The organism is Pseudomonas sp. 9.2(2024) (assembly GCF_039695385.1).
GTDB classification, from domain to species: Bacteria; Pseudomonadota; Gammaproteobacteria; order Pseudomonadales; family Pseudomonadaceae; genus Aquipseudomonas; species Aquipseudomonas paraglycinae.
On the sequence record NZ_CP155585.1, the window covers coordinates 3,556,207 to 3,580,638 of the forward strand.

Sequence of the window (24,432 nt, forward strand, 5' to 3'; positions counted from 1 at the left end):
TTTTTTGCACGATTGCTCAGGGCTTCTATAGTTGATCTGGTACGAATCAGCCGCGGTGACGCCATGGAAGACATATTCGTCGTGAAGCGCTGCAACAAGATCGTCATCCATGGCCGGCGCGCCGGAGAGACTCTCCATGAGCCCGCAGAAGCCCTGGGCTGGTATCGCATCTGCGACACGCGAACCGGCGGTTTCATCGGCGATGGCTACGATCGGGAAGAAGACGCCCGCAAGGAATGTCATCGGCTCAACGCCGCCAGCTCGCGAGTGACCGCCCCCGAGTCGTCGGGCTGATAGCTGTCATTTACGGGTCTATACTCAAACCAGCTGAAGGAGCAGCGCCCCAACGGCAGAAAGCTCGCCCTTCGCGGGCTTTTTGCTGCCACCGAGCGGATTAATGAACGGAGGTGTTCCATGTCCGAAAGAGAGTCCATCACCACTCTCCTCACCTTGCTCGATGCCCGCGAAGCACGCCTGGCCGCGGCCTGCAAAGAGATCGCCGACTGGGTCGACCATCAAGGCGGGCACCCCACCGCCCTGCGCATCCGCGACCGGCTGAACGATATCGAAAAGGATACCCCGCTGATTCGCAGCACCCTGTCATCGCTCAAACCGATCGACCGGCCGTTGCCACGCTTCAGGTAAGCCATCGATTCACGGTGCGCGAATAAAGAACGTCCTTGGTCGTTAGAGGTCAATACCTTTACACGTCACCAAGGAGACGTCTTATGGTCATTCATTTCAAAGTCGACGGGCACCTGGCCTGCGGGCACAAGGGCAACAACCTCTCCTCCAGCAGCGAACTCAATCGTGTGAAGTGCCGCAGCTGCCGCAATACCGACGCATACAAGGATGCGCGCAAAGACCAGCGCAATGCGGCGCGGCGCGCGGCTCGCCATTCCAGGGCTGCACACTCCGCGTCCGACTGGCGTTCGGAGTGGATCGAGCGGTTGACCGCGATGGCCGGACTTCAGCGCTTGCCTAGAGGGTTTACTGGGCAAACTTTTGTCTGAGCAAAAAAAATGGGCCGATTAAATCGGCCCATTTTTTTGTTTGCTCAACGCCCCGCTGATCATTGCTTATTAATGGAACAACCCGAATTACTTTGTTTCCTTCACCTGACAAACCCCATTGGCTTTGTTCTTGCCCGTGTAAGAAACATCAGGTGAGCCGTCGGGCATGATTGTCAGCGAGATGGTCACGCCACTGCCTTTGGCTTCGAAGGCGTTATCGTTGAATTTCTTCAGTTTCCCTTCTTTACCGTTGATATAGATCGGGCCGCCCTTGTCAGCATGGACCTCGATATTGCCCGGGCATGTTGCGTTCAACAGCGGGATGCCGGCTTGAGCAAAGCCTGAAGACATCAGCAAAACGCTCAATAGCAGTCGCTTCATCATCATTGTCCTGTGTTCGGTTGAGCCAGAAAGAAACACTAGCTCACTTCGCTCGCAATGACCGAAAAGTACACCTGGGATAGGAAAGGGAAAAAGGTGGTGGCTTTTCAAAACAGCGTTCAGACAAGAATCATGCGCATAAAAAGCCCGGCTCGGTGGCCGGGTTTTGGATGTTTTCAAACTCAGTATCGTTCTAACTGCCTTGTCTCGGTCTTGTTACACCGGATGCACGAAAGCGTTTTATGCGTATCGTTACGGGAGACCTCAGTCATGTAGTGGTCCTCCTTCTTCACCTGAGTGAAGCCGCATCTGATGCATTTTTCCTTCACCTTGCAAAAATCATCTGTGCCCATCTCGACGAAATCTTCATGCTTCACCTTTGAATCTTCGTGTTCGCAATGTACGCAGTTGCGAATCATCGTACAGGTATGATGGTTCTTGTAGGTAAACTCACCAAACTCATGCTTGTGTTTGGTCAAATGCTCAAAACAGTCAGGGCATGTTTTTTCCAGCAAACACGCCGGGCCACTAACAGCCTTGACATAGTCTCCGGCGTGAATGCCGACTCCGCATTTAGCTTTGAGAGCCAGCTCCTTGACCTTGTCGAAAAATCCCATTTTTTCCTCCGGCGTATTGTTCTTAACACCACTATGTCGTCTGCAAAGCTGAAATCTTTAATACAAAACCCGACGCTAGGCCGAGTTAAAGAAAGCCGTGCGCGTTTCGCGATACTTGTGCGCTATGGAAAACAAGGAGCAGCTCGGGCACACCACCGAAGTGTCGACGGAGAATGACACCCGGAAAAGGATCGGCAAGAAAGTCACCCCGACCAAGTGAGTTGCGGAGCAGGCTCCGAAATTGCGGAGCGCAAATGATAAGGGCCTGCATGAGTAAACTCACGCAAGCCCTTGATATTCATGGTGCCCGAAGCCGGAATCGAACCGGCACGCCCTTACGAGCGGGGGATTTTAAGTCCCATGCGTCTACCAGTTTCGCCATTCGGGCGGTAGCGCGGCGTTGCTTGGTTCTGACGACGATTCACAGTCCTGACAGGAACTGCATGTCGGCGGCAGAGGGGGAAATATATACATCACTTCCCGGTGAAGCAAGTTTGCAGTTGCGGTTTCAAAGACTAAATCTTTCAGTGCAACGCAAATAAAAAAGCTCCGTAAATCATGGATCTACGGAGCTTGTTTATAGTGGAGGCCGAGGTCGGAATCGAACCGGCGTAGGCGGATTTGCAATCCGCTGCATAACCATTTTGCTACTCGGCCTCAAAACATTTGCTGTCAGTAGCGCAACAACAAACGTTGTACAAACTTGGAGCGGGAAACGAGACTCGAACTCGCGACCCCGACCTTGGCAAGGTCGTGCTCTACCAACTGAGCTATTCCCGCTTGGTGTGGCGCATTCTATAGATTCCAGATGCCCCGTCAACCCTTTGATTCAAAAAAGTTTTATTTCTTTTCAACATCGGTCTTCAGATGTGGCCAGGCAGCGCGGAGGTATTGAACCATCGACCACAGGGTCAGGCCTGCAGAGACCATCAGCAACGCATAACCGACCAGAACCCAAAAGCTGAAATCTTTTGGATTGGCCAGCAGGATCACCAGCGCGAGCATCTGTGCAGCAGTTTTCCACTTGCCCAGATTCGACACGGCCACATGGGCCCGCGCACCAAGCTCGGCCATCCACTCACGCAATGCCGAAACTACGATCTCGCGACCGATGATGACAGCCGCCGGAAGTGTGAGCCAAAGATTGCCGTGTTCTTGCACCAGTAGCACCAGGGCAACGGCAACCATCAGTTTGTCTGCGACAGGATCCAGAAACGCACCAAACGGCGTGCTCTGCTCCAGGCGTCGCGCGAGATAGCCGTCCAGCCAGTCCGTTGCCGCCGCAAAGGCGAAAACCGAACTTGAGGCCAGATAGCTCCATTGGTAAGGCAGATAGAACAACAGAATGAAGATCGGGATGAGCAGGACGCGGAGAACGGTAATCAGATTAGGGATATTCATCGGCACAACTGGCTACGAGGTGAATGGGCATTCTACTCACTATGCAGGTTTGCATAAATCGACTCTGCTAGCTTTTTGCTGATCCCCGGTGCTTTGGCGATCTCTTCGATGCTTGCACGAGACAGCTCCTGCAATCCACCAAAATGTTTCAACAAGTCCCGACGCCGGGTTGGCCCGACGCCTGCTACGCCTTCCAGCGTTGACGTGCGGCGGGTCTTGCCGCGGCGTGCGCGGTGGCCAGTGATTGCAAAGCGATGGGCTTCGTCACGAATCTGCTGGATCAGATGCAGCGCCGGCGAATCACCCCGCAAAGTGAACTCGTGCGCCGCATCATTCAGATACAAAGTCTCGAATCCCGCCTTGCGCGTGGCACCCTTGGCGACCCCCAGCAAGATCAGATCCGGGACAGCCAGCTCGTTGAGCACATCACGCGCCATCGACAGCTGCCCCTTGCCGCCGTCCACCAACAGGATGTCCGGCAATTTGCCCTCGCCTTCCTTCAACTTGCTGAAGCGTCGGGTCAGGGCCTGATGCATGGCGGCGTAATCGTCGCCGGCGGTCACGCCTTCGATGTTGTACCGACGGTAATCCGACTTGATCGCCCCTTCCGGGCCGAACACTACGCAGGAAGCCACCGTGGCTTCACCGCTGGAGTGGCTGATGTCATAGCACTCCAGCCGTTGCGGCGGCTCATCGAGGTTCAACACTTCTGCCAATGCCTCGAAACGCGCGGCAACGTGCTGACGGTTGGCCAGCCGGGCGCCCAGCGCCTGTTCGGCATTGGTCACAGCCAGTTGCTGCCAGCGCGCCCGTGTGCCGCGTACCCGATGGCTGATAGTCAGCTCACGTCCGCGCAGCGCCTGAATGGCCTCGATCAGCGCAGGGAAGTCTTCGTGCACGACGTTGACGATCAGTTCGCTCGGCAAATCGCGTTCAGGGCTGCTGATGAAGTATTGCCCGAGGAAAGCGGCCATGACCTCGGCCACTTCTTCTTCAATCCCGACTTGTGGGAAGAAGTTCTTGCTGCCAAGCACCCGCCCTCCCCGCACGCTGATCAGGTGGACACAGGCACCGCCCGGATTGACGAACGCAGCGATCACATCGATGTCGCCGGTACCGCCCTCCATGCTCTGTTGATCCTGCACCCGACGCAGCAAGGCAATCTGGTCGCGCAGTTCGGCGGCGCGTTCGAATTCGAGGTTGATTGCTGCCTCTTCCATCGCCGTCGACAGCTCATTGGTCAACGCATGACTGCGCCCTTCGAGGAACATCACCGAGTGACGCACGTCCTCGGCGTAAACCTCAGGCTCGACCAATCCGACGCAGGGCGCCTTGCAACGCTTGATCTGATATTGCAGGCACGGCCGGGTCCGGTTCTTGTAGTAGCTGTCCTCGCACTGACGCACGAAGAACGTTTTCTGCAGAAGACTGAGACTTTCGCGAATCGCCCCGGCACTCGGATAGGGACCGAAATACTTGCCCTTGGCCTTTTTAGCCCCGCGATGAATGCTCAGGCGCGGGAATTGCCCGTCAGACAAAAAGACATAGGGATAGGATTTATCGTCGCGCAGCAGGATGTTGTACGGCGGCCGCCACTCCTTGATCAGGGTTTGCTCGAGCAGCAACGCCTCTGTCTCGTTGGACGTGATGGTGGTTTCGACCTGGGCGATACGCCCGACCAGTGCCGCGGTTTTCGGCGCCAGGCCTGTCTTGCGAAAGTAACTGGCCAGACGTTTCTTGAGGTTCTTCGCCTTGCCGACGTACAGCAGACGCGCATCGCTGTCGAACATGCGGTACACGCCGGGGCGCCCACTGACGGTCGAAAGAAAGGCGCCCGAATCGAATGCTTCAGTCATGGTCAGAGGCTGGCATCAACCATGCCGTGTCGAACCGCCAACAGCGTCAGTTCGACATCGCTGCTGATCGAGAGCTTCTCGAAAATGCGGTAGCGGTAGGTGTTAACGGTTTTCGGCGAAAGGCACAATTTGTCGGAAATGATCTGAACCTTCTGACAGCCGACAATCATCAGCGCAATCTGGATTTCCCGTTCAGACAACGCATCGAACGGTGAATCGTTGGTCGGCTGAAAGGATTTGATTGCCAGTTGCTGGGCAATTTGCGGGCTGATGTAGCGCTGGCCGGCAAATACCAGGCGAATGGCCTGAACCATTTCCGGCAATCCGGCGCCCTTGGTCAGATACCCCGCCGCACCGGCCTGCAACAACCGTGTGGGAAACGGATCTTCCTCGCACACAGTGACCGCGACCACTTTGATGTCGGGATGACTTCGCAACAGTTTGCGCGTGGCTTCGAGACCGCCGATGCCTGGCATCTTGACGTCCATCAGCACCACGTCGGGCTTCAACTCACGAGCCTTGATGAGGGATTCTTCCCCGGACTCGGCCTGGCCTACCACCTGCAGGCCATCGATATCGGCCAGCATCCGTGTAATGCCTGTACGAACGAGATCATGGTCGTCGACCACTAGCACCCTAATCAAGCAGACACCTCGCGATATGGTCTTATTGGGATGCCGGACACCTTAGCAAAAAGTGCCGGGCAGACCTAGCGGCAAGCAACATATAAAAAGTTTCAACTTTTCATCGAGAGCTTGCCAGCCGTGGGTTTCAGAGCACAGGTGTACTGAAATCGAGCTGCATTCGCAGGAAACACTCGTCCTCGCCCTGCACAATCATTCCTTTTCTTCGATACAGGTTTTGCGCCGGATTATTTTTGAAAACTGTCAGGCGCAAGGCCGGGCGGCTCTCACGCCGAGCCATCGCAACAACCTGATCGATCGCCCAGGATCCCGCGCCCTGGCCTTGAGCGCTTTCGACGATCTGCAATTCTCGGATGTACACAGCCCGCGCATCTCGACTCAGACTGAAATACCCCGTCAATTCGCCATCACGAAGGATCAACCAGCTTTCGCGGCCAGCCCAAGCGACATCAAACGCCTCGTCCTGCCACAGCAAGTCATAGTGAATGTAGTAGCGGAGCATGTTTCGGCAAGTCAGCTCTCGTACAAACGACAGGTCGGCGGACGTTGCCTGGCGCAACTCAAAACTCATTCCTGCCTCGATCTTAGTCAAGTTCACGCACCTTCCTTGAGCGCAAGTTCAGAAAGCAGAGTGTGTCACACCTTTGCAGGCGCTCAACCCATAGAGGCCCTCTTACGCGTTCAATAGCATTTTCTGATTGCTGACGCGCAGCAGCCTCTAGTAAGCTCGGCGCATTCTTTGGAGACAGTTCATGTTCAACGCCCTTTCACAGCTTCGTACTGCCAGCGCCTCGCGTTCGGTTGCGGCTGCCCGGGCGAATGGCGTCTGCGCTGCTCCTGCAAGCTTTTATTTTGGGTATTGGTTTAGCCACTGGCGCGCCTGATACCCAACCGGCGCCCATTTGAACGGGTCGCCTACCAGAGATTTCTCAACCCCCGGTCGGCCTCCCGACCGGGGGTTTTGTTTTTTCAGGCCCTAATTTTTTCAGCAACACACCAGACACTTTGAGGATTCAACCAATGAACTACGCCACTTATTACCGTTACGACAGTTTTACCGCCTGGCGATTTACCAGCCTCCGCTCGGGACAGCCTGCCGCCTCCGATCGGTCACCCACAGGTGGCAAGCCAACACACGTAGCCAATCCGGCCAATTGTCGAACACCCCAGTAGGGCCGAGTGAGCGGGAAGCACCCGCCGTCCGCCCAGGAAGACCGAATATGAACTCGTCCGTTTCTGCTCTGCCACTGTCCACCCTTAACCCTGCCAACGAAGCATTGACCCTGCGTCTGCCGAGTTCGCTGCAACTCAAACAGCAATTGCCCCTGAGCAGTGCGCTGAACCAGCAAGTCGTCGCCCACCGCCAGGCGGTTCGCGCGATTCTCGATGGCCATGACCCGCGTTTGCTGGTGATCGTCGGCCCCTGCTCGATTCACGACCCCGAGTCCGCGCTTGAATACGCCAGCAAACTTTCGCGCCTGGCCGAAGAAGTCCGTGATGACATGCTGCTCGTGATGCGTGCCTACGTCGAAAAACCTCGCACCACCGTCGGCTGGAAAGGCCTTGCCTACGACCCTCATCTGAATGGCAGCGACGACATGGCTGCCGGCCTCACGCTGTCGCGCGAACTGATGCTGGAAATGATCCGCCTCGGGCTCCCGATTGCCACCGAACTGCTGCAGCCCATGGCTGCCGGGTACTTCGATGACTTGCTGAGCTGGGTCGCCATTGGTGCCCGCACAACCGAGTCACAGATCCACCGGGAAATGGCCAGCGGACTGAGCATGCCGGTCGGCTTCAAGAACGGCACCGATGGCGGTGTGACCGTCGCCGTTGACGCAATGCGTTCGGCAGCCCATGCCCATCGCCATTTCGGCGTAGACAGCCAGGGCCACCCGGCAATCATCCAGACCCCGGGCAACCCGGACACCCACCTGGTGCTGCGTGGAGGTCACCAAGGGCCGAACTACGACCGCGAAAGCGTTGCCGTCATCAACACCGAGTTGAACCGCCTGAAGATCCCGAGCCGGATTATGGTCGATTGTAGCCATGCCAACAGTGGCAAGGACCCGCTCCGCCAGCCGGGCGTGTTCAACGATGTGCTGGAGCAGCGACTGCAAGGTAACCGCTCGTTGATCGGCATGATGCTCGAGTCGCACCTGTTCGAGGGATGCCAGCCCCTGAGCGAGTCGCTTCGTTATGGCGTTTCGGTGACAGATGGCTGTCTCGGGTTCGATGCAACAGAACGCTTGTTGCTGGATGCCGCGCAACGCATTCGACAACAGTCCTGACAGCCAAGCCGCCCTCCGGTGTGTCATTCACCCGGAGGGCCAGCCGATGCTCAATGTCGACACATCAACCCTTTACTCGCAGCAGCTTCACGCCGGACATTTGACTCACATCATCAAGCCTCTCGACCGAATAGGACACTTGCACAAGGGTGTCCACATGTTCGCGCCAGAATCGATACGGCACGATGAAAACCAACGGCTGCATCGCCATTCCGTTGATTATTTCGCGATCATCGCGGTGGAAAAATGACTCACCGTCGCATTTGAGATAAACCAGCTCACCCTCTTCCACCCGCGCATCGCTGATCAGCACACTCACGCCGTCGATTGCAGCCTCCACGTTGAGCACTCCGTCATCGGCTTCGAGTACCTGGGGCGCCGCCAATACACCTCTTTCAAGAGGGGCGATGCTGATTCGAGTCTCACCTGATTCTCGAATCGCGCCGCTCTGCTGTTCGACACAGTATCGGACCACCACCTCCCCGCCGAGATGCGGCGTGATGAATTCGGGCGCGATCCCCAGCACCAGAGGCCGACCGACAGCAAAGGACTCGACGATCAGCGTGTCTCGAAGTGATGCTCCCTGCACGGCCCCCTCCCAGATCAACCGCACCCGGTCGCCAGCACTCATACCCGCATAAGGCTGAAGCGTGACCGATGTCCCATCGATCACACGTGCGGGGTCGAGGCTGCCCCCAACGGCATCCTCGAGAGTGGCTGGCAGCAGGCTGCACCGAACGTCTCCGACATCCAGTTGCCTGCGCAAGGAAATCACTGGTTCCGGCCGCGCGGCACTGGTCAATGTCCAGAACATCTCCAGCGAACCTCCGTCCAGCGCTGCCACGTGTGCGCCCCGGACGACCAGAACGATCGCCCTTCCCAGTTGGGCTTCGCTGATAAATCGCGGTATTTCATGGTGATAAGGCAGACCTTCGATATCGTGGCCACGCCAGCTCAACACGATCCGGTCCCCGCATGCCATACCCGGATAGGGAGCAATCCGCACGACAACCCGGCTCAGTGAGGGATCAAGGACAGCACCCTCCAACGAATCGATTGAGGGTACGGGCAGTGATAAAGACTGCTCGCGTGCATGACAATGCTCGAACGCCCCGACTCTTTCAGCATCCATCCCATTGGCTCGCTCCCGCGAAGCTGTTGCCTGTGCATCCGTCATGTTCATTAGCTGCTCCATTCCCTGGAAGTGACACGCCGCCGAAGAGCAGCGTGAAAGAGCCTCTATTTAACGCGCTTCATCGATCACCCGATGTCAGCCCCACACCCGGCGGGACAGGGTTAACTGCACTGAAGCGAGTAGGCAAAAAAAGGAAAAACACGCTGGATAAGGCGAGAACCCTCCAAATATTCAGAACGGGACCTCATTCAAAAGTGAAATTTCATACACACACTGATCCAGATTCCAACGCATTAGGAGGATTCTTCAGGCATCGCAAGCGCAGCGACTGTTTTAGAGTGGCACGCAGACAACTTCGATGAATCTCTGCGATCAAGGACGAAAAATGCAACGAAATGCAACGACTCTTTATCCCGTTCTGCTGGTGCATGGTCTGTTCGGATTCGAGCGCATCGGCCCTTTCGAACTGTTCCATGACGTCAAACAGGCACTCAAGGCCGCCGGAGTACAGGTATTCGTGCCACACTTGTCGGCCGTCCATGACAACGAAATGCGAGGCGAGCAACTGTTATCGCAAATCGAATGTGTGCTAAGAGGCACAGGTGCCACCAAAGTCAACCTGATCGGGCACAGCCAGGGTGCACTGTCTGCTCGATATGCTGCAGCGCTTGCCCCAAACAAGGTCGCGTCCGTGACTTCGGTCAGCGGCCCCAACCACGGCTCGGAGCTGGCAGACTTCCTGCGCAAGGCGTTGATCCCCGGACGACTGCCGGAGGCCGTTGCCCAGAACGTCGCCACGCTGTTTGCCGACTTTCTGTCATTGGTCAGCGGGCAAGAAAAACTGCCTCGCAATGCGCTGGCTGCACTCAACGCGCTGACGACAGAGGGCGTTGGCAAATTCAATGACAAATACCCGCAGGGCCTTCCCGAAACCTGGGGTGGCCAGGGTGCCGAGCGGGTCGATGGCGTTCGCTATTATTCGTGGAGTGGCGTTGTGCCGGAATTGACCGTGCAGTCCCTCGACCCGGTGCAAGGCATCTGCCTGGCCCTGTCGGAATATTTCATTACAGAACCCGCGCAGAACGACGGTTTTGTCGGCCGTTTCAGCTCTCACCTCGGCACCGTGATCCGCTCCGATTATCCGCTCGACCATTTGCGCAGCCTGCGTCGGGGCATCGGCCAGCGCACCACAGAAAACGATCCCGTCGAGCTCTACATCGAACACGCCCTGCGCCTGCAAGCAGCTAATCTCTAGGGGCCGGTATCAGACGAGCGAATGGAACTTTGGCGAGAAATAGGCCACTGAATCCGGTAGGCTCCCCCTTTTACTGATTTGATTGGAGAGTTTCCCCATGGCTAAAGCCACTGCCCGCCACATCCTGGTTTCCAGCGAAGCCAAGTGCAACGAACTCAAGGCCCAGATCGAAGGTGGCGCTGATTTCGCCGAAGTGGCCAAGGCCAACTCCACTTGCCCGTCCAGCCGTCAGGGCGGCGACCTGGGTTCGTTCGGTCCTGGCCAGATGGTCAAGGAATTCGACACCGTGGTATTCAGCGCACCGATCAACGTCGTGCAAGGCCCGGTGAAGACCCAGTTCGGCTACCACCTGCTGGAAGTCACCAGCCGCCAGGACTGATTTCAGCCCGACCTGCTGTGCAACGGCCCGCCTGATGGCGGGCCGTTTTGTTTTGGTTACACCACACCGCTGGCGAACGGCGCGCCGCTCGCGTACAAATTGCGCTTATCGATTACCCGGCTTTAAGGCTGACAATGCGACTGGCTTTCCCGACTTTGATGTTCACTGCCGTGACCCTGCTGCTCGGGATCACCGGTGTGGACGCCGCACCGCAGCATGCGATGACCGTCTATGGCGAACCGGCAAAATACCCGCCCGGTTTCAGTCACTTCGATTACACCAACGTCCGGGCGCCCAAGGGCGGGACGATGCGCCGCTCGGCCATCGAGATCGGCCACTTCGACCATGTCCTGCCGTACATCGACAAAGGCATCGGCGTCAGCCAGATCGACGGCCTGCTGTATTCCCCGTTGGCCCAGCGCTCGCTCGACGAGCCCTACACCGTATACGGCCTCGTGGCGCAGAAAATGGAACGCTCGGATGACGGCCTGTCGTTGCGCTTCTTTATCAATCCCAAGGCCCGCTTCGCCGATGGCAAGCCGATTACCGCCGAAGACGTGCGCTACACCTATGATTTGCTGATGACCCAGGGCAGCCTGCGTTATCGCACCCAGTTCGCCGACGTCAAAGGCGTCGAAGTCGAAGCCCCGCTCACCGTACGTTTCGATTTCAAGAGCAACGAAAACCGCACCCTGCCCCTGGACATCGCGACCCTGCCGGTATTTCCCGAGCATTGGTGGAAGACCCGTGATTTCGCCGGCGGTGGCGGCTATGAACCGCCGCTGGGCAGCGGCCCGTATCGGGTCGGCAAGGTCGACTCCGGGCGCAGCATCACCTTTGAACGCAATCCCGACTGGTGGGGCAAGGACCTGCCGGTCAGCCGTGGCCTGTACAACTTCGATCACTTCAGCATCGAGTACTTCGGCGACACCGACGTCGCCCGCCAGGTCCTGCGCGGCGGCGCCTACGACTACAACCGTGAGTTCTCCGCCACCGGCTACTCCATCGGCTACGAGAGCCCGGCCCTGAGCGACGGTCGTCTGCAAAAGGCTCATCTTGCCACCGAAGCACCGCAGTCGGCACAGGGCTTCGTGTTCAACCTGCAAAAGCCGATATTCCAGGATCGCCGCGTCCGTCAGGCACTGGCCATGCTCTGGGATTTCGAATGGAGCAACCGGCAGATGATGCGCAACATGTACATCCGCCAGCAGAGTTACTTTTCCAATACTGATCTGGCCGCCCGCCAGTTGCCGGATGCCGCCGAACTGAAGATTCTCGAACCCTTGCGCGGACAGATTCCCGACGAAGTGTTCACTCAGGTCTTCGAAGCACCGAAGACCGATGGCAGCGGCATTATTCGCGACAAACAACTGCAAGCGCTGGAACTGCTGGAACAGGCCGGCTGGAAACCCGATGGCGACCAGTTGGTCAACGACCGCGGCGAGCCGTTGAGCTTTACTTTTCTGGTCAGCCAGAACGGGATGGACCGTCTGCTGCTGCCTTACAAGCGCACGCTGAAACAGATCGGCATCAACCTCGACATCCGTCGCATCGACTCCTCGCAGTACGTCAATCGCCTGATGAGCCGCGACTACGACATGATCGTCACCGGTTACCCGGTCACCACCTCCCCCGGCGGCGAACTGTTGAACTACTTCGGTTCGGCATCGGCCAACGATCCCGGCGCCAACAATTACATGGTGCTGAAGAACCCGGCGGTCGACACCTTGATCAACGGCCTGATCCGCGCCTCGACCCAGGCCGACATGCTGCGTTATGCCCATGCGCTGGACCGGGTGCTGCAATGGAACTACTACTGGATTCCCAACTATTACCCGCCGGGCACGTCGACCGTGTGGTGGAACCGCTTCGGCATTCCCACCGTGCAGGCGAGCAATGACGAAGCGATCGAGAGCTGGTGGGAAATCAGCAGCACGCCGCTGACCAACCAGCAGATGACGGCCGAGAAAATCAGCCGTGGCAGACCCGGAGGGCCGCACTGATGTGGGCTTACATACTGCGACGCCTGCTGCTGATCATTCCAACGCTGGTGATCATTCTGCTGGTGAATTTTGTGATCATCCAGGCCGCGCCGGGTGGTCCGGTCGAACAGGCCATCGCCCACCTGCAAGGCATCGGCGGCGCCAGTGTCGGCGGCGGTGCGAGCGAGACCATGAGCGGCACGTCCCGCGCCAGTCGCGGCCTCGATCCGCAGCTGATCAAGGACATCGAAAAACAGTACGGCTTCGACAAACCCGCCCATGAACGCCTGTGGCTGATGCTCAAGAACTACGCGCAGCTGGATTTCGGCAAGAGCTTCTTCCGCGGCGCCACGGTCACCGACCTGATCCTGCAGAAAATGCCGGTGACCATTTCCCTCGGCCTGTGGGCGACGCTGATCACTTATCTGGTGTCGATCCCGCTGGGTATCCGCAAAGCCGTGCACCACGGCAGTCATTTCGATATCTGGAGCAGCACGGCAATCATCATCGGCTACGCCATGCCGGCATTCCTGTTCGCGATGTTCCTGATCGTGGTGTTCGCCGGTGGCACCTCGCTGAACTGGTTTCCGGTGCGCGGTCTGGTGTCCGACAACTTCGAATCCCTGTCGACACTGGGCAAGATCGCCGACTACTTCTGGCATCTGGTGTTGCCGGTCACGGCGCTGGTGATCGGCGGGTTCGCCACCTTTACCATCCTCACCAAAAACTCGTTCCTCAATGAGATCACCCGCCAATACGTGGTCACCGCTCGCGCCAAAGGCCTGAGCGAAAACCGGGTGCTGTACGGGCATGTGTTCCGCAACGCGATGCTGCTGGTGGTGTCGGGCATTCCCCAGGCGTTCATCAGCGTGTTCTTTGCCGGTTCGTTGCTGATCGAAGTGATCTTCTCCCTCGACGGCCTCGGGCGCATGAGTTACGAAGCAGCCGTGTCCCGTGACTATCCGGTGGTGTTCGGCTCGCTGTTCATCTTCACCCTGTTCGGCCTGCTGATAAAACTGATCGGCGACCTGTGCTACACGCTGGTCGACCCGCGCATCGACTTCGCCGCGAGGAACGCCTGATGTTCAAGCTCTCGCCTCTGGGCCGTCGCCGCTTCGAACGCTTCAAGAAAAACCGCCGGGGCTGGTGGTCGCTGTGGCTGTTTATCGGCCTGTTTCTGCTTAGCCTCGGCGGCGAACTGATCGCCAACGACAAGCCATTGGTCGTCAGTTATCAGGGCCAATGGTACTTCCCGGTATTCAAGCGCCACACCGAACAGGAGTTCGGCGGACAACTGCCGTTCCAGGCCGACTACCGCAGCGACTACGTGCAGAAGCTGATCCGCAAGGACGGTGGCTGGCTATTGTTTCCGCCGATTCCATTCAGTGACGACACCCCGAACTACGACCTCAACAAACCGGCACCGAGCCCGCCGACTTCAGTCAACTGGCTGGGCACCGACGATCAGGCGCGTGACGTACTGGCTCGGGTGATCTTCGGCGCGCGGGTGTCGATCCTGTTCGCCCTGATGCTGACCTTCGTCAGCGCCCTGATCGGCATCGCGGCCGGCGCCCTGCAGGGCTATTACGGCGGCTGGGTCGATCTGCTCGGTCAGCGTTTGCTGGAGGTCTGGTCGGGATTGCCGGTGCTTTACCTGCTGATCATTCTTTCGGGATTCGTCGAGCCGAACTTCTGGTGGCTGCTGGGGATCATGGCGCTGTTTTCCTGGCTGGCGCTGGTGGACGTGGTGCGCGCCGAGTTTCTGCGCGGGCGCAACCTGGAGTACGTCAAGGCTGCCCGGGCCCTGGGCTTGAGCGATCGCAAGGTGATTGTCCGGCACATCCTGCCCAACGCGATGAACGCGACCCTGAGCTACCTGCCCTTTATTCTGACCGGGGCGATTTCGACCCTGACCGCGCTGGACTTCCTCGGCTTCGGCATGCCTGCCGGCAGCGCTTCACTGGGCGAGTTGATCGGTCAGGGCAAACAGAACCTGCAAGCGCCGTGGCTCGGGTTGACCGCATTTTTCACCCTGGCGCTGATTCTTTCCCTGTTGGTATTCATCGGCGAAGCGCTGCGCGATGCCTTTGACCCGCGCTCATGAACGGATATTTGATATGACTGACAACCTGATCGAAATCCGTGACCTCAGCGTCGCCTTCCATGGCCAGACCGTGGTGCGCAACCTGTGCCTGGACATCCGCCCCGGCGAGTGCCTGGCCCTGGTCGGTGAGTCGGGTTCGGGCAAGTCGGTGACGGCCCACTCGATCCTGCAACTGCTCCCCGAATGCGATGCCCGGACCACCGGCAGCATCCGTTATCGTGGGCAGGAACTGGTCGGCGCCGATCCCAAGACCCTTCGCGATCTGCGAGGCAACCGCATCGCCATGATTTTCCAGGAGCCGATGACCTCGCTCAATCCGTTGCACACGATTGAAAAGCAGATCGGCGAAACCCTGTTGCTGCACCGTGGCCTCGGTGGCAAGGAAGCTCAGGCGCGAATCCTCGAACTGCTCGAACTGGTGGGCATCCAGAAACCGAAAGAACGGCTGAAGGCTTATCCGCATCAACTGTCCGGCGGCCAGCGCCAACGGGTGATGATCGCGATGGCCCTGGCCTGCGAACCTGAATTACTGATCGCCGACGAGCCGACCACCGCCCTCGACGTGACCGTACAGCGCAAGATCCTGTTGCTGCTAAAGTCCCTGCAACGGCGCCTGGGCATGTCGCTGCTGCTGATCAGCCATGACCTCAATCTGGTGCGCAGCATCGCCCAACGGGTGTGCGTGATGAAGGCCGGGGAAATCGTCGAGCAGGCGCCGTGCGAAACCCTGTTCACCGAACCGAAACACCCTTACAGCTGCGTGTTGCTCAACGCTGAACCGGAAGGCGAAGCACTGCCCCGGGACGAACGCGAAAACGTTCTGGAAGTCGATGACCTTCGGGTTGATTTCACGGTCGGCGGCGGGTTGTTCCAGCGCAAGCAATACCTGCGCGCGGTGGACGGTATCAGTCTGAACATCCAGCGTGGCAAGACGCTGGGCATCGTCGGCGAGTCCGGTTCGGGCAAGTCGACCCTCGGCCAGGCGATTCTACGGCTGCTCGACTCCAAGGGCAGCATCCGCTTCCAGGGCACGGCCCTCGACGGCCTCGACCAGAAACAGATGCGGCCGTGGCGCCGGCAGATGCAGGTGGTGTTCCAGGATCCGTTCGGGAGCCTCAGCCCGCGCATGTCGGTGGCGCAGATCATCAGCGAAGGGCTGGAAGTGCATTGCCAGTCCACTGCCGACGAGTGCGACGACCAGGTGATCCGCGTGCTCAAGGAAGTAGGGCTCGATCCCGAAAGCCGTCATCGCTATCCCCATGAGTTCTCCGGTGGCCAGCGTCAGCGCATTGCCATCGCCCGGGCATTGGTACTCAAACCCGCGCTGATCCTGCTCGACGAACCGACCTCGGCACTGGATCGCACCGTGCAGAAACAGGTGGTCGCCCTGCTCCGCCAGCTTCAGGAAAAACATGGCCTGACGTATCTGTTCATCAGCCACGATCTGGCCGTGGTGCGGGCGCTGGCCCACGACATGATCGTGATCAAGGACGGCAAGGTGGTCGAAAGCGGCGCCAGCCATGACGTGTTCGACTCACCGCAGCATCCCTATACCAAAGAGCTGTTGGCGGCGGCGCATCCGGGGTGAGCTATTGGAGGCCCTGCTCCAGGGGATTGAAAACGAACACCTGCCCGCCTGCGGCACCCAGTGTTGCTCGCAGGAGCGGGACATAGCGCCCGGTCACTTGAAAATAGTCCTTCTGATCATATTGGGCGCCAGTCAGACCACTGGAAGGTACAAGTGCCTGAACATTGTAAAAGAAGGCTTCGATGGGTAATTGTGCGGGTTTGTTCTGATTCCACGCCGCGACCATGAACTCGTTCCATCCGAAATAGTCGCCGCGATTTTGTCGCACATCGATGCTCAGCTGAAATTGTTGGGGATCAAGGTCAAAGGCACATGAGCGATTGACTGCCCCTCCGTACCGCGCAACCCAAGCTTGGACACTGTTGATACCCAACTCGCTGCACAGCCCACCGTGCGTGCGGCAAACATCTGGACTGCCGCCGGTGCCGGCATCGTACGGATAGGCACAGCGCAAACTCATGGGATTGCCGGCTGGTGCAGCCTGTTCACGGATGACAAAACCCTGGGATTTATAGAATCGGCTGACGCCGGCGTCAGCACGCAGATAACTGAACGAGGCCCCATTGCCGCGCACGGAGTTCGGACTCGGATTCCACGAGTGAAATGCCGTCGACTGGTCCGTCGTACGGATCAACACACCATTGCAGTAGTGCGCCGCCCGCCCATCCCGACAGGTTGGCGATGTATCAGCAAACCGCGCATTCAAACGCGCTGCCACTTGATAGCCCACATACAACTGATCCAGCTGATTGAACCCGAACAAGGTTTGCAGCGCATCGTCGCGTTGCAGCCGCAGAACCGGCATCCACTCGCCCGTGGCGCGAAACCACGCCAGTTGATCCCTTTGCGCGCCACGTAATGCACCTGGCGTCGCCAAATCATAAAACAACGCTTGTATCGCCATGCTGGTCGGTTGCGCATCGTTCCAGATCTTGACCAGCGCTTCTGAATTCACCGCGGATGCCTGCACGTCCAATTGCTTGCCCGAACCGATTGCAGTAAAGACATCAGCAAATACAAAACCGTTGGCGCCGCCAGTTGGCGCAGGCGCGCGATCGCCTCGCCAATACTCGAATGGCACCACACCATCAGCAATCGCCGACGGCGTGAGCTTCCAGAAATCTACCGTCGGCGAATTCTGCGTACGACGCAGCAATACGCCGCTGCAAAAATACACACTATTGCCTCCCGGGCAGTCGACCATGACCTGCTGATAACGATTGTTGAGTACCTGAGCGATTTGCGGTCCGCTCAGCGCGCTGGCCGCCGGGCTGAACACGCACAGCAGAGCAACGAGATACAACCACTTGATTGCGTTCTGGAGGTGAGTCATGACAAACGCTCCTTGTGAGATCAGCCGTGCATCAACTGTGCTTTCTCACTCCGTGTTCTGGTCGGCGGGGTCGTAGACAAACGGGGGCAGCGCAGCCAGGTTTACGCGCATGATCGGTAGCGTTCGGCTGGCTTGCTGATAGAAATCTCGCTGGATGAACCGGGCATCTTTCAAGCCCGCAGACCCGCTGACAAAGAACAGCGCTTCCAACGGAAGCTGGCTGGCCATGTTCAGAGGCCAGACGGCAATGATCAGCTCGTTCCACGCCGGATTACGGTTGCGAACGTCATTGCTCAATTGCACCTGGGGCGCAGTAATGTTCAGGGAGCAGGTACTCCCGAGCGAGTTATAGGTCGCCACGGTGTTCACACCGATTGAATCGCAATAACGACGGCAGCTATCCGGAATGCCGCTGGTGCCGGCATTGAACGGGTACAGACAACGCAACACAGGCTTGAAGGCTGATGGCGCTGATCCATCACGCAGGATCAGGCCCTGCGTCCCGGCGATCTGCGTCATGCCTACATCGGCCCTCGCCCATGACCACGACACACCGTTGCGGCCTATCGAGTTGGGGCTGGCATCCCAGGCATGAAACTGAGGGGAAGCCGCGACACCACGGATCATCACACCGTTGCAATTGAGCGGCTGTGAACCATCGCGGCAAGTTGGCGAGGTATCGCGAAAACGTGCATTGAGTCGAGAGGCGATCTGATAGCCGTAATACAATTGCTCCTGCTGATTGAAGCCGAAGATCTGTTGTGCAGGATCGGCCAGATCCAGTCGCAGAATTGGCAGCCATTCCCCAGTCCGCTGGAAGTAATCCAATTGATCGCGCTGTGCCGCGAGCAGCGCAGGCGCCCAGTTGCGCTCGTAGTACAGCGCTTGAACCGGTAGCGCCCTGGGTGCCTGCTCATCCCAGTTTTTGACCCGCACCTTGCCGTTCAAGTCTGGCTGCAGCACATCGAGCGGTTTACCCAGGCCAATAGCGGTGAATGTGTCGGTCAGCACAAAGCCGTTCTGCAACAAACCGGCTCCCCGTGGAATGTCCTTGCGCACGTAGGCGAACAGTTCGTAACCGGCGCCGATCGCCTGCGGACTGAGCATCCAGAACGGCCGCCCGGGACTTGTCTGCGAACGGCGCACCATTGCGCCGCTGCAATGGGTCGGGTCTGTATCTCCCGCACATCTGGCGGTGTCGTTGGCATAGCGTGTATTGAGTAGCTGGGCGACCTGGGGGCCGCTGATACCCCAGGCCATTTCACCAAACAGCAGGCAAAGCGATAGCGTGCCGCCAGTCAGCAGACGATGGATGTTCATGATTCCCTCCCGATGTCAGTCCATCGGATTGACTTTCAAGACCGACTGACACCCATGGCCTGGTGATGCTCGTTCAGGTCCGCCGAAGAAGGATTGGGGTCAAGATCATCGTCCATCGGTTTGTCCAGGTTCACGACAGGCGCCGTGTTGGCGCCGCTCAGATCGCCAGCCCAGAACCCATACGGAAGGAAGCCGAAGAAATCGGTCAGCGATCCTCGATGCTCGGGATAGGTGTCCACAAGTCGCGTCAGTTCACGCTCGGACGGCAGGTCCAGGCCAGCCGCTCTACATGCATCGTTTGCGCCCTGCCAGGAAGCACCGGGAGTCAGGAAGTGAAAAAGAAGAATGCCTTTGACAGTCAGTACGTAATGCTTGGTCTGGCCCAGGCTATCCGTTGCGCTGATGATGACCACACCGTCGCCATTGGCCGTCACTTCGCCTTGTTGATCGACCGTGACAACATTCGCGTCGCTGCTGGCGTAAGCGTACGGCTCGACACCCCATGTGGCCACTCGACTGAAACGGGTGAACGGTGGTGAATTGGCCGGCGGTTTACCGACAACAACCCCGTAGTTCTGGCTCGTCAGATCCAACGTTTGCTCACCTTCGAAGCCACCTTCGACCTTAAGCGTCAATTCGCGGGTCGTATGCAACAGTTGAGTACCTGAGCGGATTTCCCAGAACACAGTGATTGCCTGACTCACGTATTGGGCGAAGACCGCAAGCTCTACGAAGAGGTACGGGGCGCTGGTCTGATTGGCCCTGATTGCGATGGCATCGATCTCGCTCTTCGCAGCCCCTTGGGGCTGGATGAACAGATGCGCCTTTTGTCCTCCCGCCATACCCGGATAAACGCCAGCCATCCGGACAGCTGTCTCGCCCTCCTGCACTGGTTCCATCGTTCCATCTTCTTTCGCAGCGTCGACAATCGCCGCGGGCAGCATGGCATTTACAACGATATCTTCGGACATTTCATTCACCTCGGAGTCGGTCAGGCACTCGCTGCCCACAGGTAGCAGCGAGTACACAGGGTTGCTTGATCTGAATCGCAAGCCGGCATGTGCAGCGTTTGTCGCCCTATGACTTCAGGTGAGAAACGAATCCGTTGAACACCGCCGAGCCGGAAAGCGCAGTCGCATTGCCCCAGGTCACCACACGGTTATCCGACGTCAGCGCGATAAAACCGTGGGAGTTGGTGTAGATGGCAACAACATTGACCAACTGCCCGCTGACCGCAGAGGTGTCACCACCGAGCGCTGCATTGCCCCACGCATACACTTTGCCGTCGGCGCAGAGCACCGCGAACGCATGGGATGTGCCAGCGATCGTGATGACGTTGGTCAGTGCAGCGATGTTGGCGGGCACCACCCCCGCAGGTGCCTGCCCCCAAGCGGCGACGCGATTGTTTTCGGTGACACCGGCAAATGCATGCCAGGTCGACACCACATCGACAAACCGCAAAGTCGCGATGCCCGGATAACTGGCCAGTACGCCGCCGTAGGCTGCATCGCCCCACGCAACTGCATTTTTGGTGACACTCAGCGCCACAAACGCTCGTGCGTTGGCGCAGCACAGGCGGTCGATGTCGGTGCGCGAGGCGACGCTCGATGCGTTGCCTCCGTAAGCGGGATCCCCGAAAGCAAACAGGCGATTGGTCTGAGTAATCCCGGCGAAAGCGTGGTAAGAGCAAATCAGCCTTTTCGGGTTAGTAATGCCCGGGGCCGGATTGGCCACACCACCGGCCGCCGCCGAGCCCCAACCGGTCAGGCTGCCATCGTTGCGGCGCGCCACGAATGCCAACCCGCCGTTATAGACCTTGCTGATGTTGCTCAGGCCACCGGCTGGCAGTGTGCCGCCATAGGATGCATGTCCCCAGCAGCGCACGCTGCCATTGAGATCCAGTGCGGCGAATGCATAGCTGTTGCTCGCCAGTTCCTTGATCCCGGAGGGGTTCACCGCGCCCAGGTTGCCGCCACCGGAAGCTTCACCCCATGCCGCAATGTCGTTGTTGGCGGTCAATATCGCGTAGGCGCCACCGGTGCAGTGCAGGGCTTTAAGATTTTCCTGGATCAACAGGTTGGCGGGGACTGCTCCGCCATAGCTCGCATGTCCGGCGGCAATCAGGTCACGTCCGCCAACTACCCCGCCAGCTGACACCCGAACATCGCGCAACACCGATACCGACGCCGCCCCCGTCGTATTGCCATCGACACCATTACCACAGACATTTACCGGGTTGAGCGTCACCGAATCGGTCGTTGAGCGAACACGCAGCTCTCTACTCGAATCCGTATCAATGAAGTCGCTGCCTGCCGTCCACACGTTGTCACCCACGTAACTCCACTCGACCAACTTCGGTGCGAATTTCTGTGAGTCCAGTGCAATCAGGCGGCACGAGAGGCTGGAAGATCGATAGGTATTGGAATTGTGGCGCGCCCCCATGACTTTGAACTTGCCGGAGCCAATGTCGCGCTGCACGCTGAAACTCTTGAACGCCGAAGGTTCGTCCGGCCCGCCCGTTGCTCGTGCAATCGAGTAACTTGCAGTGAAGCTGCTGCCGTTGTGCTGAGCGAAATAGCTATGCGGAATCCTCACCGTCAGATCCTGACCTACGTCGGCGGCACCGACCGTCTTGCTGATGGGTGTTGGATTATTGCTGAGGATGATCTTGACCACATCTCCGGACTTGAGCTGCGCAGTCTTGTAGATAATCGCACTGCCGCCGGCGGCCGGCACATCGTCCAGGTTGATCGAGTCCAGGTTCGGGCCTTTCGCTTCGGCGAAGGCAATGACGGGCAACACGGCGCGTTGCACCCGCAGGAGCAAGACATCTGAAAAGTCCTCACCACCATTTGCTCGTTCGACCGAGCACGTGACTCTTACTGCTTTTTCCTGATTGGCCAGAACGTATTGATGAGAAATCTGATAAGTAAAAGGTTTCCCTTCACCGCTCTGCGAAATCGGCCTCTCGAAGTGGTGATCGCCATTGATCGCGTCACCATCGAAGTCCCCTTTCACATAATCGCCACTTTTCAGATCGGCGCCTTCCCAGACGAGGGACAGACCTTTGGCTGCAGTGTCCGCCGGATTGACAACCCCGTTTGCGTCGGCCTCGAGCGCTTTGGGTGCTGGCAAAAGCTTGCCGGCGCCGGCCCCGATACGAACTTGCGTCTCGGCTCCGAATCGCTCCGGCCCCGAACCGTTGGAAGGCTCAACCGAGTACCCGATAGTGACTGTGAACCCGATCTGTTCCTTGAGCCAATCAATGAACAAATAAAACGATACCGGGATATCGAGATCACGATCATCGATTTCGATTGAATCTTCATAGCGCTGGGAGTCCTGTGGGTTATCCGATTGCCACCACAGGAAAACCGTATGCCCTTTCATGTTAATGAATGGCAGGACCCGAACCTCGGCATCGGCAAAAGGCGGTAACTGTTTGGGATCCAGCACACCATCGACCGCGTCCACCACCACAGCTGCCCTCAGATCAGGCTTGGGTTCGCCCACCCGGACCGAATGCACCAGTGACTTGGCCGCCGAGGGATCATCCTTGGCAGAACCGACCGTGTAGTAACCATCAAGCTGTCCGCCATCCAGTCCGGAAATATAGGCAAGAGAAAGCGGAAACGTCATGTCTCGGGACACTTGGGAACTGCTGATCCGGCGCCCGGAATCAAACAGTTTTACAACGCCTCCCGGTGCAATGCCGACCGCGAAAAAGTGCACCCAGGACATTGCCACAATCGCCGGATCAGGAGAGACAATTCCGGTCGCTGCCTTGTTTGGGTCCAGTTTGATACCGTTGATTGGCAGGTATTTCGGCGCTGACAAGTTCACTGCCGTGCCTGCAAGCCAAACCGTGGTGCGACTCGAGTGCTGTACGGAACCGTCACTTTTACTGATCAACTTGTAACGGAAATAAATATGCTCTCTGGCCAGCCGTGTAAAAGTGCTATTGGGCAAGAAGAATCTAACTGTGCTGTCAATCTGAGTAACAGTACCTGCCTTCGTAAAAATGGCTATCTCAGTGCCATCCTTGATCCACGACACATTCAGCTCGACCGTATCACCCACTGCAAAAGTCGGTGAACGGGTCACGACATCGCATTGAATATCCTTGGTGCCCACCACACTCAAGTCGTAAAAAAGTTCGCCGGTCGCCGGATCTACCTGGACGGCCTCAAGTATTACCGGCCGCAGAAGTCCAACTTCAACCTCGACATACACCGGTGTCCGCAGCGAGTGATCACTGGCGATGTTGTGCACCTCATCGTGCGGGCGATAAGTCAGAATGTGGTCACCGTTGCCCGCTGCCAGGATCACCTCCAGGGGCACCTTGCTCACGATCGCCTGGCCGACCTGGTCGGGCTTCACGGTGACATAAAAAACATACCCGCCCCAAAAGACCGCATTCACGTCCCAAGGACGCATGTTCAGATAGGCTGGAATGGAAAGTTGTACACCTTCTGCGGACTGTGCGAGTTCCAGGGTTACTCCACCCGCTGGAACATTGAGCAATGTGGGCCCCGGCAGGCGGTAATGTCCGGGACGATCAGGTTGCGGATCCGTACCGCCAGGAAGCGTAACTCTGATAAAGACCAGCAGGGGATCAGACTCACCCCAGTTATTACTGTCGCGAATGATCACGTACCAGATAGTCTGAAATCCCATCAGCAACAAATGTGCAGGAATAAATACGTGCGAGATTTCGTTTTCCTGCCCGGCCTGAAGATTGAATGACAGCAAAGGAGTCCCGGGATTAAGGCTGGTGTAAATCCTGATATTGTCTCCTGCCTCAGAGTTTAAGTAGGGAAATACATCCACCAGCAAACCTTTGGCATTGGAGGTAATCATGCTGCGATTGACTCCCACCCGATTCGGGTTTGGTGTTCCATCAGCATCGTGAATTTCTGGAATCTGGCCCGGAATGTAGATCGGGTCTATCGCCAATACACCGTTGTCAGGTGCTGGTTGCGACTCGGGTAGTGCTTCGTCACTGGCCATGTGCATGCTCCTGTTTTATAGCAGGCGCATGACCGACCGAGGGCAGGCCGTTGGCGCCGAATGCCTGCATTCAGCGCTTGATTGAAAATCCCGACAACTGTCAGAAATTACAGGTGGCGATAC

21 protein-coding genes and 3 tRNA genes are annotated in these 24,432 nt (G+C 57.9%); 10 read left to right on the top strand and 14 right to left on the bottom strand.

Annotated features, from left to right (window positions below; genetic code table 11):
* Positions 1-63: 63 nt before the first annotated feature.
* The 3 genes from ABFB52_RS15910 (at position 64) to ABFB52_RS15920 (ending at position 1,013) form a co-directional block, all read left to right on the top strand.
* Entirely contained in the window at positions 64-294 is a 231-nt protein-coding gene (locus ABFB52_RS15910; protein ID WP_007958903.1) for a hypothetical protein, read from the top strand.
* Between the two features lie 120 nt (positions 295-414).
* A complete protein-coding gene (locus ABFB52_RS15915; RefSeq protein ID WP_007958902.1) occupies positions 415-645 on the top strand; it encodes a hypothetical protein in 231 nt (76 codons plus the stop codon).
* An 83-nt stretch (positions 646-728) separates the two neighbouring features.
* Positions 729-1,013, top strand: coding sequence for a hypothetical protein (locus tag ABFB52_RS15920; protein WP_085745525.1), 285 nt, complete (start codon positions 729-731; stop codon positions 1,011-1,013).
* Positions 1,014-1,100: 87 nt separating this feature from the next.
* On the opposite strand, the gene ABFB52_RS15925 is transcribed toward ABFB52_RS15920, so the two are convergent.
* The 9 genes from ABFB52_RS15925 to ABFB52_RS15965 all read right to left on the bottom strand — a co-directional run bounded on the left by ABFB52_RS15925 (position 1,101) and on the right by ABFB52_RS15965 (position 6,483).
* Positions 1,101-1,394 carry a hypothetical protein gene (locus ABFB52_RS15925; protein ID WP_085745524.1) on the bottom strand — a complete coding sequence of 98 codons (294 nt, stop codon included), beginning with the start codon at positions 1,392-1,394 and terminating at the stop codon, positions 1,101-1,103.
* A gap of 182 nt (positions 1,395-1,576) precedes the next feature.
* Positions 1,577-2,011, bottom strand: coding sequence for a hypothetical protein (locus ABFB52_RS15930; protein WP_085745523.1), 435 nt, complete (start codon positions 2,009-2,011; stop codon positions 1,577-1,579).
* 301 nt (positions 2,012-2,312) lie between these two features.
* Positions 2,313-2,399 (bottom strand) — tRNA-Leu (locus tag ABFB52_RS15935).
* 195 nt (positions 2,400-2,594) lie between these two features.
* Positions 2,595-2,668: transfer RNA gene (locus ABFB52_RS15940), tRNA-Cys, on the bottom strand.
* A gap of 47 nt (positions 2,669-2,715) precedes the next feature.
* A tRNA-Gly gene (locus ABFB52_RS15945) sits at positions 2,716-2,791 on the bottom strand.
* Positions 2,792-2,851: 60 nt separating this feature from the next.
* Positions 2,852-3,412 (bottom strand): CDP-diacylglycerol--glycerol-3-phosphate 3-phosphatidyltransferase, encoded by a 561-nt coding sequence (pgsA, locus tag ABFB52_RS15950; RefSeq protein ID WP_085745522.1) that lies wholly within the window; start codon positions 3,410-3,412, stop codon positions 2,852-2,854.
* 32 nt (positions 3,413-3,444) lie between these two features.
* Positions 3,445-5,268: an excinuclease ABC subunit UvrC gene (gene uvrC / locus ABFB52_RS15955; RefSeq protein ID WP_085745521.1), complete on the bottom strand. Its 1,824-nt coding sequence runs from the start codon at positions 5,266-5,268 to the stop codon at positions 3,445-3,447.
* Positions 5,269-5,270: 2 nt separating this feature from the next.
* Positions 5,271-5,912, bottom strand: coding sequence for a UvrY/SirA/GacA family response regulator transcription factor (gene uvrY, locus ABFB52_RS15960; RefSeq protein WP_032829778.1), 642 nt, complete (start codon positions 5,910-5,912; stop codon positions 5,271-5,273).
* 127 nt (positions 5,913-6,039) lie between these two features.
* On the bottom strand, positions 6,040-6,483 hold the full coding sequence (locus ABFB52_RS15965; protein WP_102686091.1) for a GNAT family N-acetyltransferase: 444 nt from the start codon (positions 6,481-6,483) through the stop codon (positions 6,040-6,042).
* Between the two features lie 649 nt (positions 6,484-7,132).
* On the opposite strand from ABFB52_RS15965, the gene ABFB52_RS15970 reads away from it, so the two are divergent.
* Positions 7,133-8,203 (top strand): 3-deoxy-7-phosphoheptulonate synthase, encoded by a 1,071-nt coding sequence (locus tag ABFB52_RS15970; protein ID WP_085745520.1) that lies wholly within the window; start codon positions 7,133-7,135, stop codon positions 8,201-8,203.
* A gap of 64 nt (positions 8,204-8,267) precedes the next feature.
* On the opposite strand, the gene ABFB52_RS15975 is transcribed toward ABFB52_RS15970, so the two are convergent.
* Positions 8,268-9,386 (bottom strand): hypothetical protein, encoded by a 1,119-nt coding sequence (locus ABFB52_RS15975; RefSeq protein ID WP_129973266.1) that lies wholly within the window; start codon positions 9,384-9,386, stop codon positions 8,268-8,270.
* A 337-nt stretch (positions 9,387-9,723) separates the two neighbouring features.
* Between ABFB52_RS15975 and ABFB52_RS15980 the strand changes: the two genes are divergently transcribed.
* From ABFB52_RS15980 to ABFB52_RS16005, 6 genes are all read left to right on the top strand, one after another.
* Positions 9,724-10,593: a triacylglycerol lipase gene (locus tag ABFB52_RS15980; RefSeq protein WP_102686085.1), complete on the top strand. Its 870-nt coding sequence runs from the start codon at positions 9,724-9,726 to the stop codon at positions 10,591-10,593.
* Between the two features lie 97 nt (positions 10,594-10,690).
* The gene (locus ABFB52_RS15985; protein ID WP_007952068.1) at positions 10,691-10,972 is read left to right on the top strand and encodes a peptidylprolyl isomerase; all 282 of its coding nucleotides are present in this window, start codon (positions 10,691-10,693) and stop codon (positions 10,970-10,972) included.
* A gap of 134 nt (positions 10,973-11,106) precedes the next feature.
* A complete protein-coding gene (locus tag ABFB52_RS15990; RefSeq protein WP_085745517.1) occupies positions 11,107-12,975 on the top strand; it encodes an extracellular solute-binding protein in 1,869 nt (622 codons plus the stop codon).
* Positions 12,975-14,036: a microcin C ABC transporter permease YejB gene (locus ABFB52_RS15995; RefSeq protein WP_346836083.1), complete on the top strand. Its 1,062-nt coding sequence runs from the start codon at positions 12,975-12,977 to the stop codon at positions 14,034-14,036. Before ABFB52_RS15990 ends, ABFB52_RS15995 begins: the two co-directional genes overlap by 1 nt.
* Positions 14,036-15,058: an ABC transporter permease gene (locus ABFB52_RS16000; protein ID WP_007952058.1), complete on the top strand. Its 1,023-nt coding sequence runs from the start codon at positions 14,036-14,038 to the stop codon at positions 15,056-15,058. The genes ABFB52_RS15995 and ABFB52_RS16000 overlap by 1 nt, the downstream gene beginning before the upstream one ends.
* A gap of 13 nt (positions 15,059-15,071) precedes the next feature.
* Positions 15,072-16,646 carry an ABC transporter ATP-binding protein gene (locus tag ABFB52_RS16005; RefSeq protein WP_007952057.1) on the top strand — a complete coding sequence of 525 codons (1,575 nt, stop codon included), beginning with the start codon at positions 15,072-15,074 and terminating at the stop codon, positions 16,644-16,646.
* A gap of 1 nt (position 16,647) precedes the next feature.
* Here ABFB52_RS16005 and ABFB52_RS16010 read toward each other — a convergent pair whose 3' ends face one another.
* From ABFB52_RS16010 to ABFB52_RS16025, 4 genes are all read right to left on the bottom strand, one after another.
* Positions 16,648-17,979, bottom strand: coding sequence for a hypothetical protein (locus ABFB52_RS16010; protein WP_129973267.1), 1,332 nt, complete (start codon positions 17,977-17,979; stop codon positions 16,648-16,650).
* Between the two features lie 45 nt (positions 17,980-18,024).
* Positions 18,025-19,299 carry a hypothetical protein gene (locus ABFB52_RS16015; RefSeq protein ID WP_129973268.1) on the bottom strand — a complete coding sequence of 425 codons (1,275 nt, stop codon included), beginning with the start codon at positions 19,297-19,299 and terminating at the stop codon, positions 18,025-18,027.
* A 35-nt stretch (positions 19,300-19,334) separates the two neighbouring features.
* Entirely contained in the window at positions 19,335-20,270 is a 936-nt protein-coding gene (locus tag ABFB52_RS16020; protein ID WP_129973269.1) for a hypothetical protein, read from the bottom strand.
* Between the two features lie 106 nt (positions 20,271-20,376).
* Positions 20,377-24,309, bottom strand: a complete 3,933-nt coding sequence (locus tag ABFB52_RS16025; protein ID WP_129973270.1) for a hypothetical protein — start codon at positions 24,307-24,309, stop codon at positions 20,377-20,379.
* Positions 24,310-24,432: the final 123 nt, after the last annotated feature.

What these genes read in the sequence shown, in the direction of transcription:
- ABFB52_RS16000 (WP_007952058.1), top strand. Translation starts at nt 14,036, where the DNA reads ATGTTCAAGCTCTCGCCTCTGGGCCGTCGCCGCTTCGAACGCTTCAAG.
- ABFB52_RS15990 (WP_085745517.1), top strand. Translation starts at nt 11,107, where the DNA reads ATGCGACTGGCTTTCCCGACTTTGATGTTCACTGCCGTGACCCTGCTG.
- ABFB52_RS15985 (WP_007952068.1), top strand. Translation starts at nt 10,691, where the DNA reads ATGGCTAAAGCCACTGCCCGCCACATCCTGGTTTCCAGCGAAGCCAAG.
- ABFB52_RS15995 (WP_346836083.1), top strand. Translation starts at nt 12,975, where the DNA reads ATGTGGGCTTACATACTGCGACGCCTGCTGCTGATCATTCCAACGCTG.
- ABFB52_RS15920 (WP_085745525.1), top strand. Translation starts at nt 729, where the DNA reads ATGGTCATTCATTTCAAAGTCGACGGGCACCTGGCCTGCGGGCACAAG.
- ABFB52_RS16005 (WP_007952057.1), top strand. Translation starts at nt 15,072, where the DNA reads ATGACTGACAACCTGATCGAAATCCGTGACCTCAGCGTCGCCTTCCAT.
- ABFB52_RS16010 (WP_129973267.1), bottom strand. Translation starts at nt 17,979, where the DNA reads ATGACTCACCTCCAGAACGCAATCAAGTGGTTGTATCTCGTTGCTCTG.
- pgsA (WP_085745522.1), bottom strand. Translation starts at nt 3,412, where the DNA reads ATGAATATCCCTAATCTGATTACCGTTCTCCGCGTCCTGCTCATCCCG.
- ABFB52_RS16020 (WP_129973269.1), bottom strand. Translation starts at nt 20,270, where the DNA reads ATGTCCGAAGATATCGTTGTAAATGCCATGCTGCCCGCGGCGATTGTC.
- ABFB52_RS15970 (WP_085745520.1), top strand. Translation starts at nt 7,133, where the DNA reads ATGAACTCGTCCGTTTCTGCTCTGCCACTGTCCACCCTTAACCCTGCC.
- ABFB52_RS15925 (WP_085745524.1), bottom strand. Translation starts at nt 1,394, where the DNA reads ATGAAGCGACTGCTATTGAGCGTTTTGCTGATGTCTTCAGGCTTTGCT.
- ABFB52_RS15965 (WP_102686091.1), bottom strand. Translation starts at nt 6,483, where the DNA reads ATGAGTTTTGAGTTGCGCCAGGCAACGTCCGCCGACCTGTCGTTTGTA.
- ABFB52_RS16015 (WP_129973268.1), bottom strand. Translation starts at nt 19,299, where the DNA reads ATGAACATCCATCGTCTGCTGACTGGCGGCACGCTATCGCTTTGCCTG.
- ABFB52_RS15980 (WP_102686085.1), top strand. Translation starts at nt 9,724, where the DNA reads ATGCAACGAAATGCAACGACTCTTTATCCCGTTCTGCTGGTGCATGGT.
- ABFB52_RS15910 (WP_007958903.1), top strand. Translation starts at nt 64, where the DNA reads ATGGAAGACATATTCGTCGTGAAGCGCTGCAACAAGATCGTCATCCAT.
- uvrC (WP_085745521.1), bottom strand. Translation starts at nt 5,268, where the DNA reads ATGACTGAAGCATTCGATTCGGGCGCCTTTCTTTCGACCGTCAGTGGG.
- ABFB52_RS15930 (WP_085745523.1), bottom strand. Translation starts at nt 2,011, where the DNA reads ATGGGATTTTTCGACAAGGTCAAGGAGCTGGCTCTCAAAGCTAAATGC.
- ABFB52_RS15915 (WP_007958902.1), top strand. Translation starts at nt 415, where the DNA reads ATGTCCGAAAGAGAGTCCATCACCACTCTCCTCACCTTGCTCGATGCC.
- ABFB52_RS16025 (WP_129973270.1), bottom strand. Translation starts at nt 24,309, where the DNA reads ATGGCCAGTGACGAAGCACTACCCGAGTCGCAACCAGCACCTGACAAC.
- ABFB52_RS15975 (WP_129973266.1), bottom strand. Translation starts at nt 9,386, where the DNA reads ATGAACATGACGGATGCACAGGCAACAGCTTCGCGGGAGCGAGCCAAT.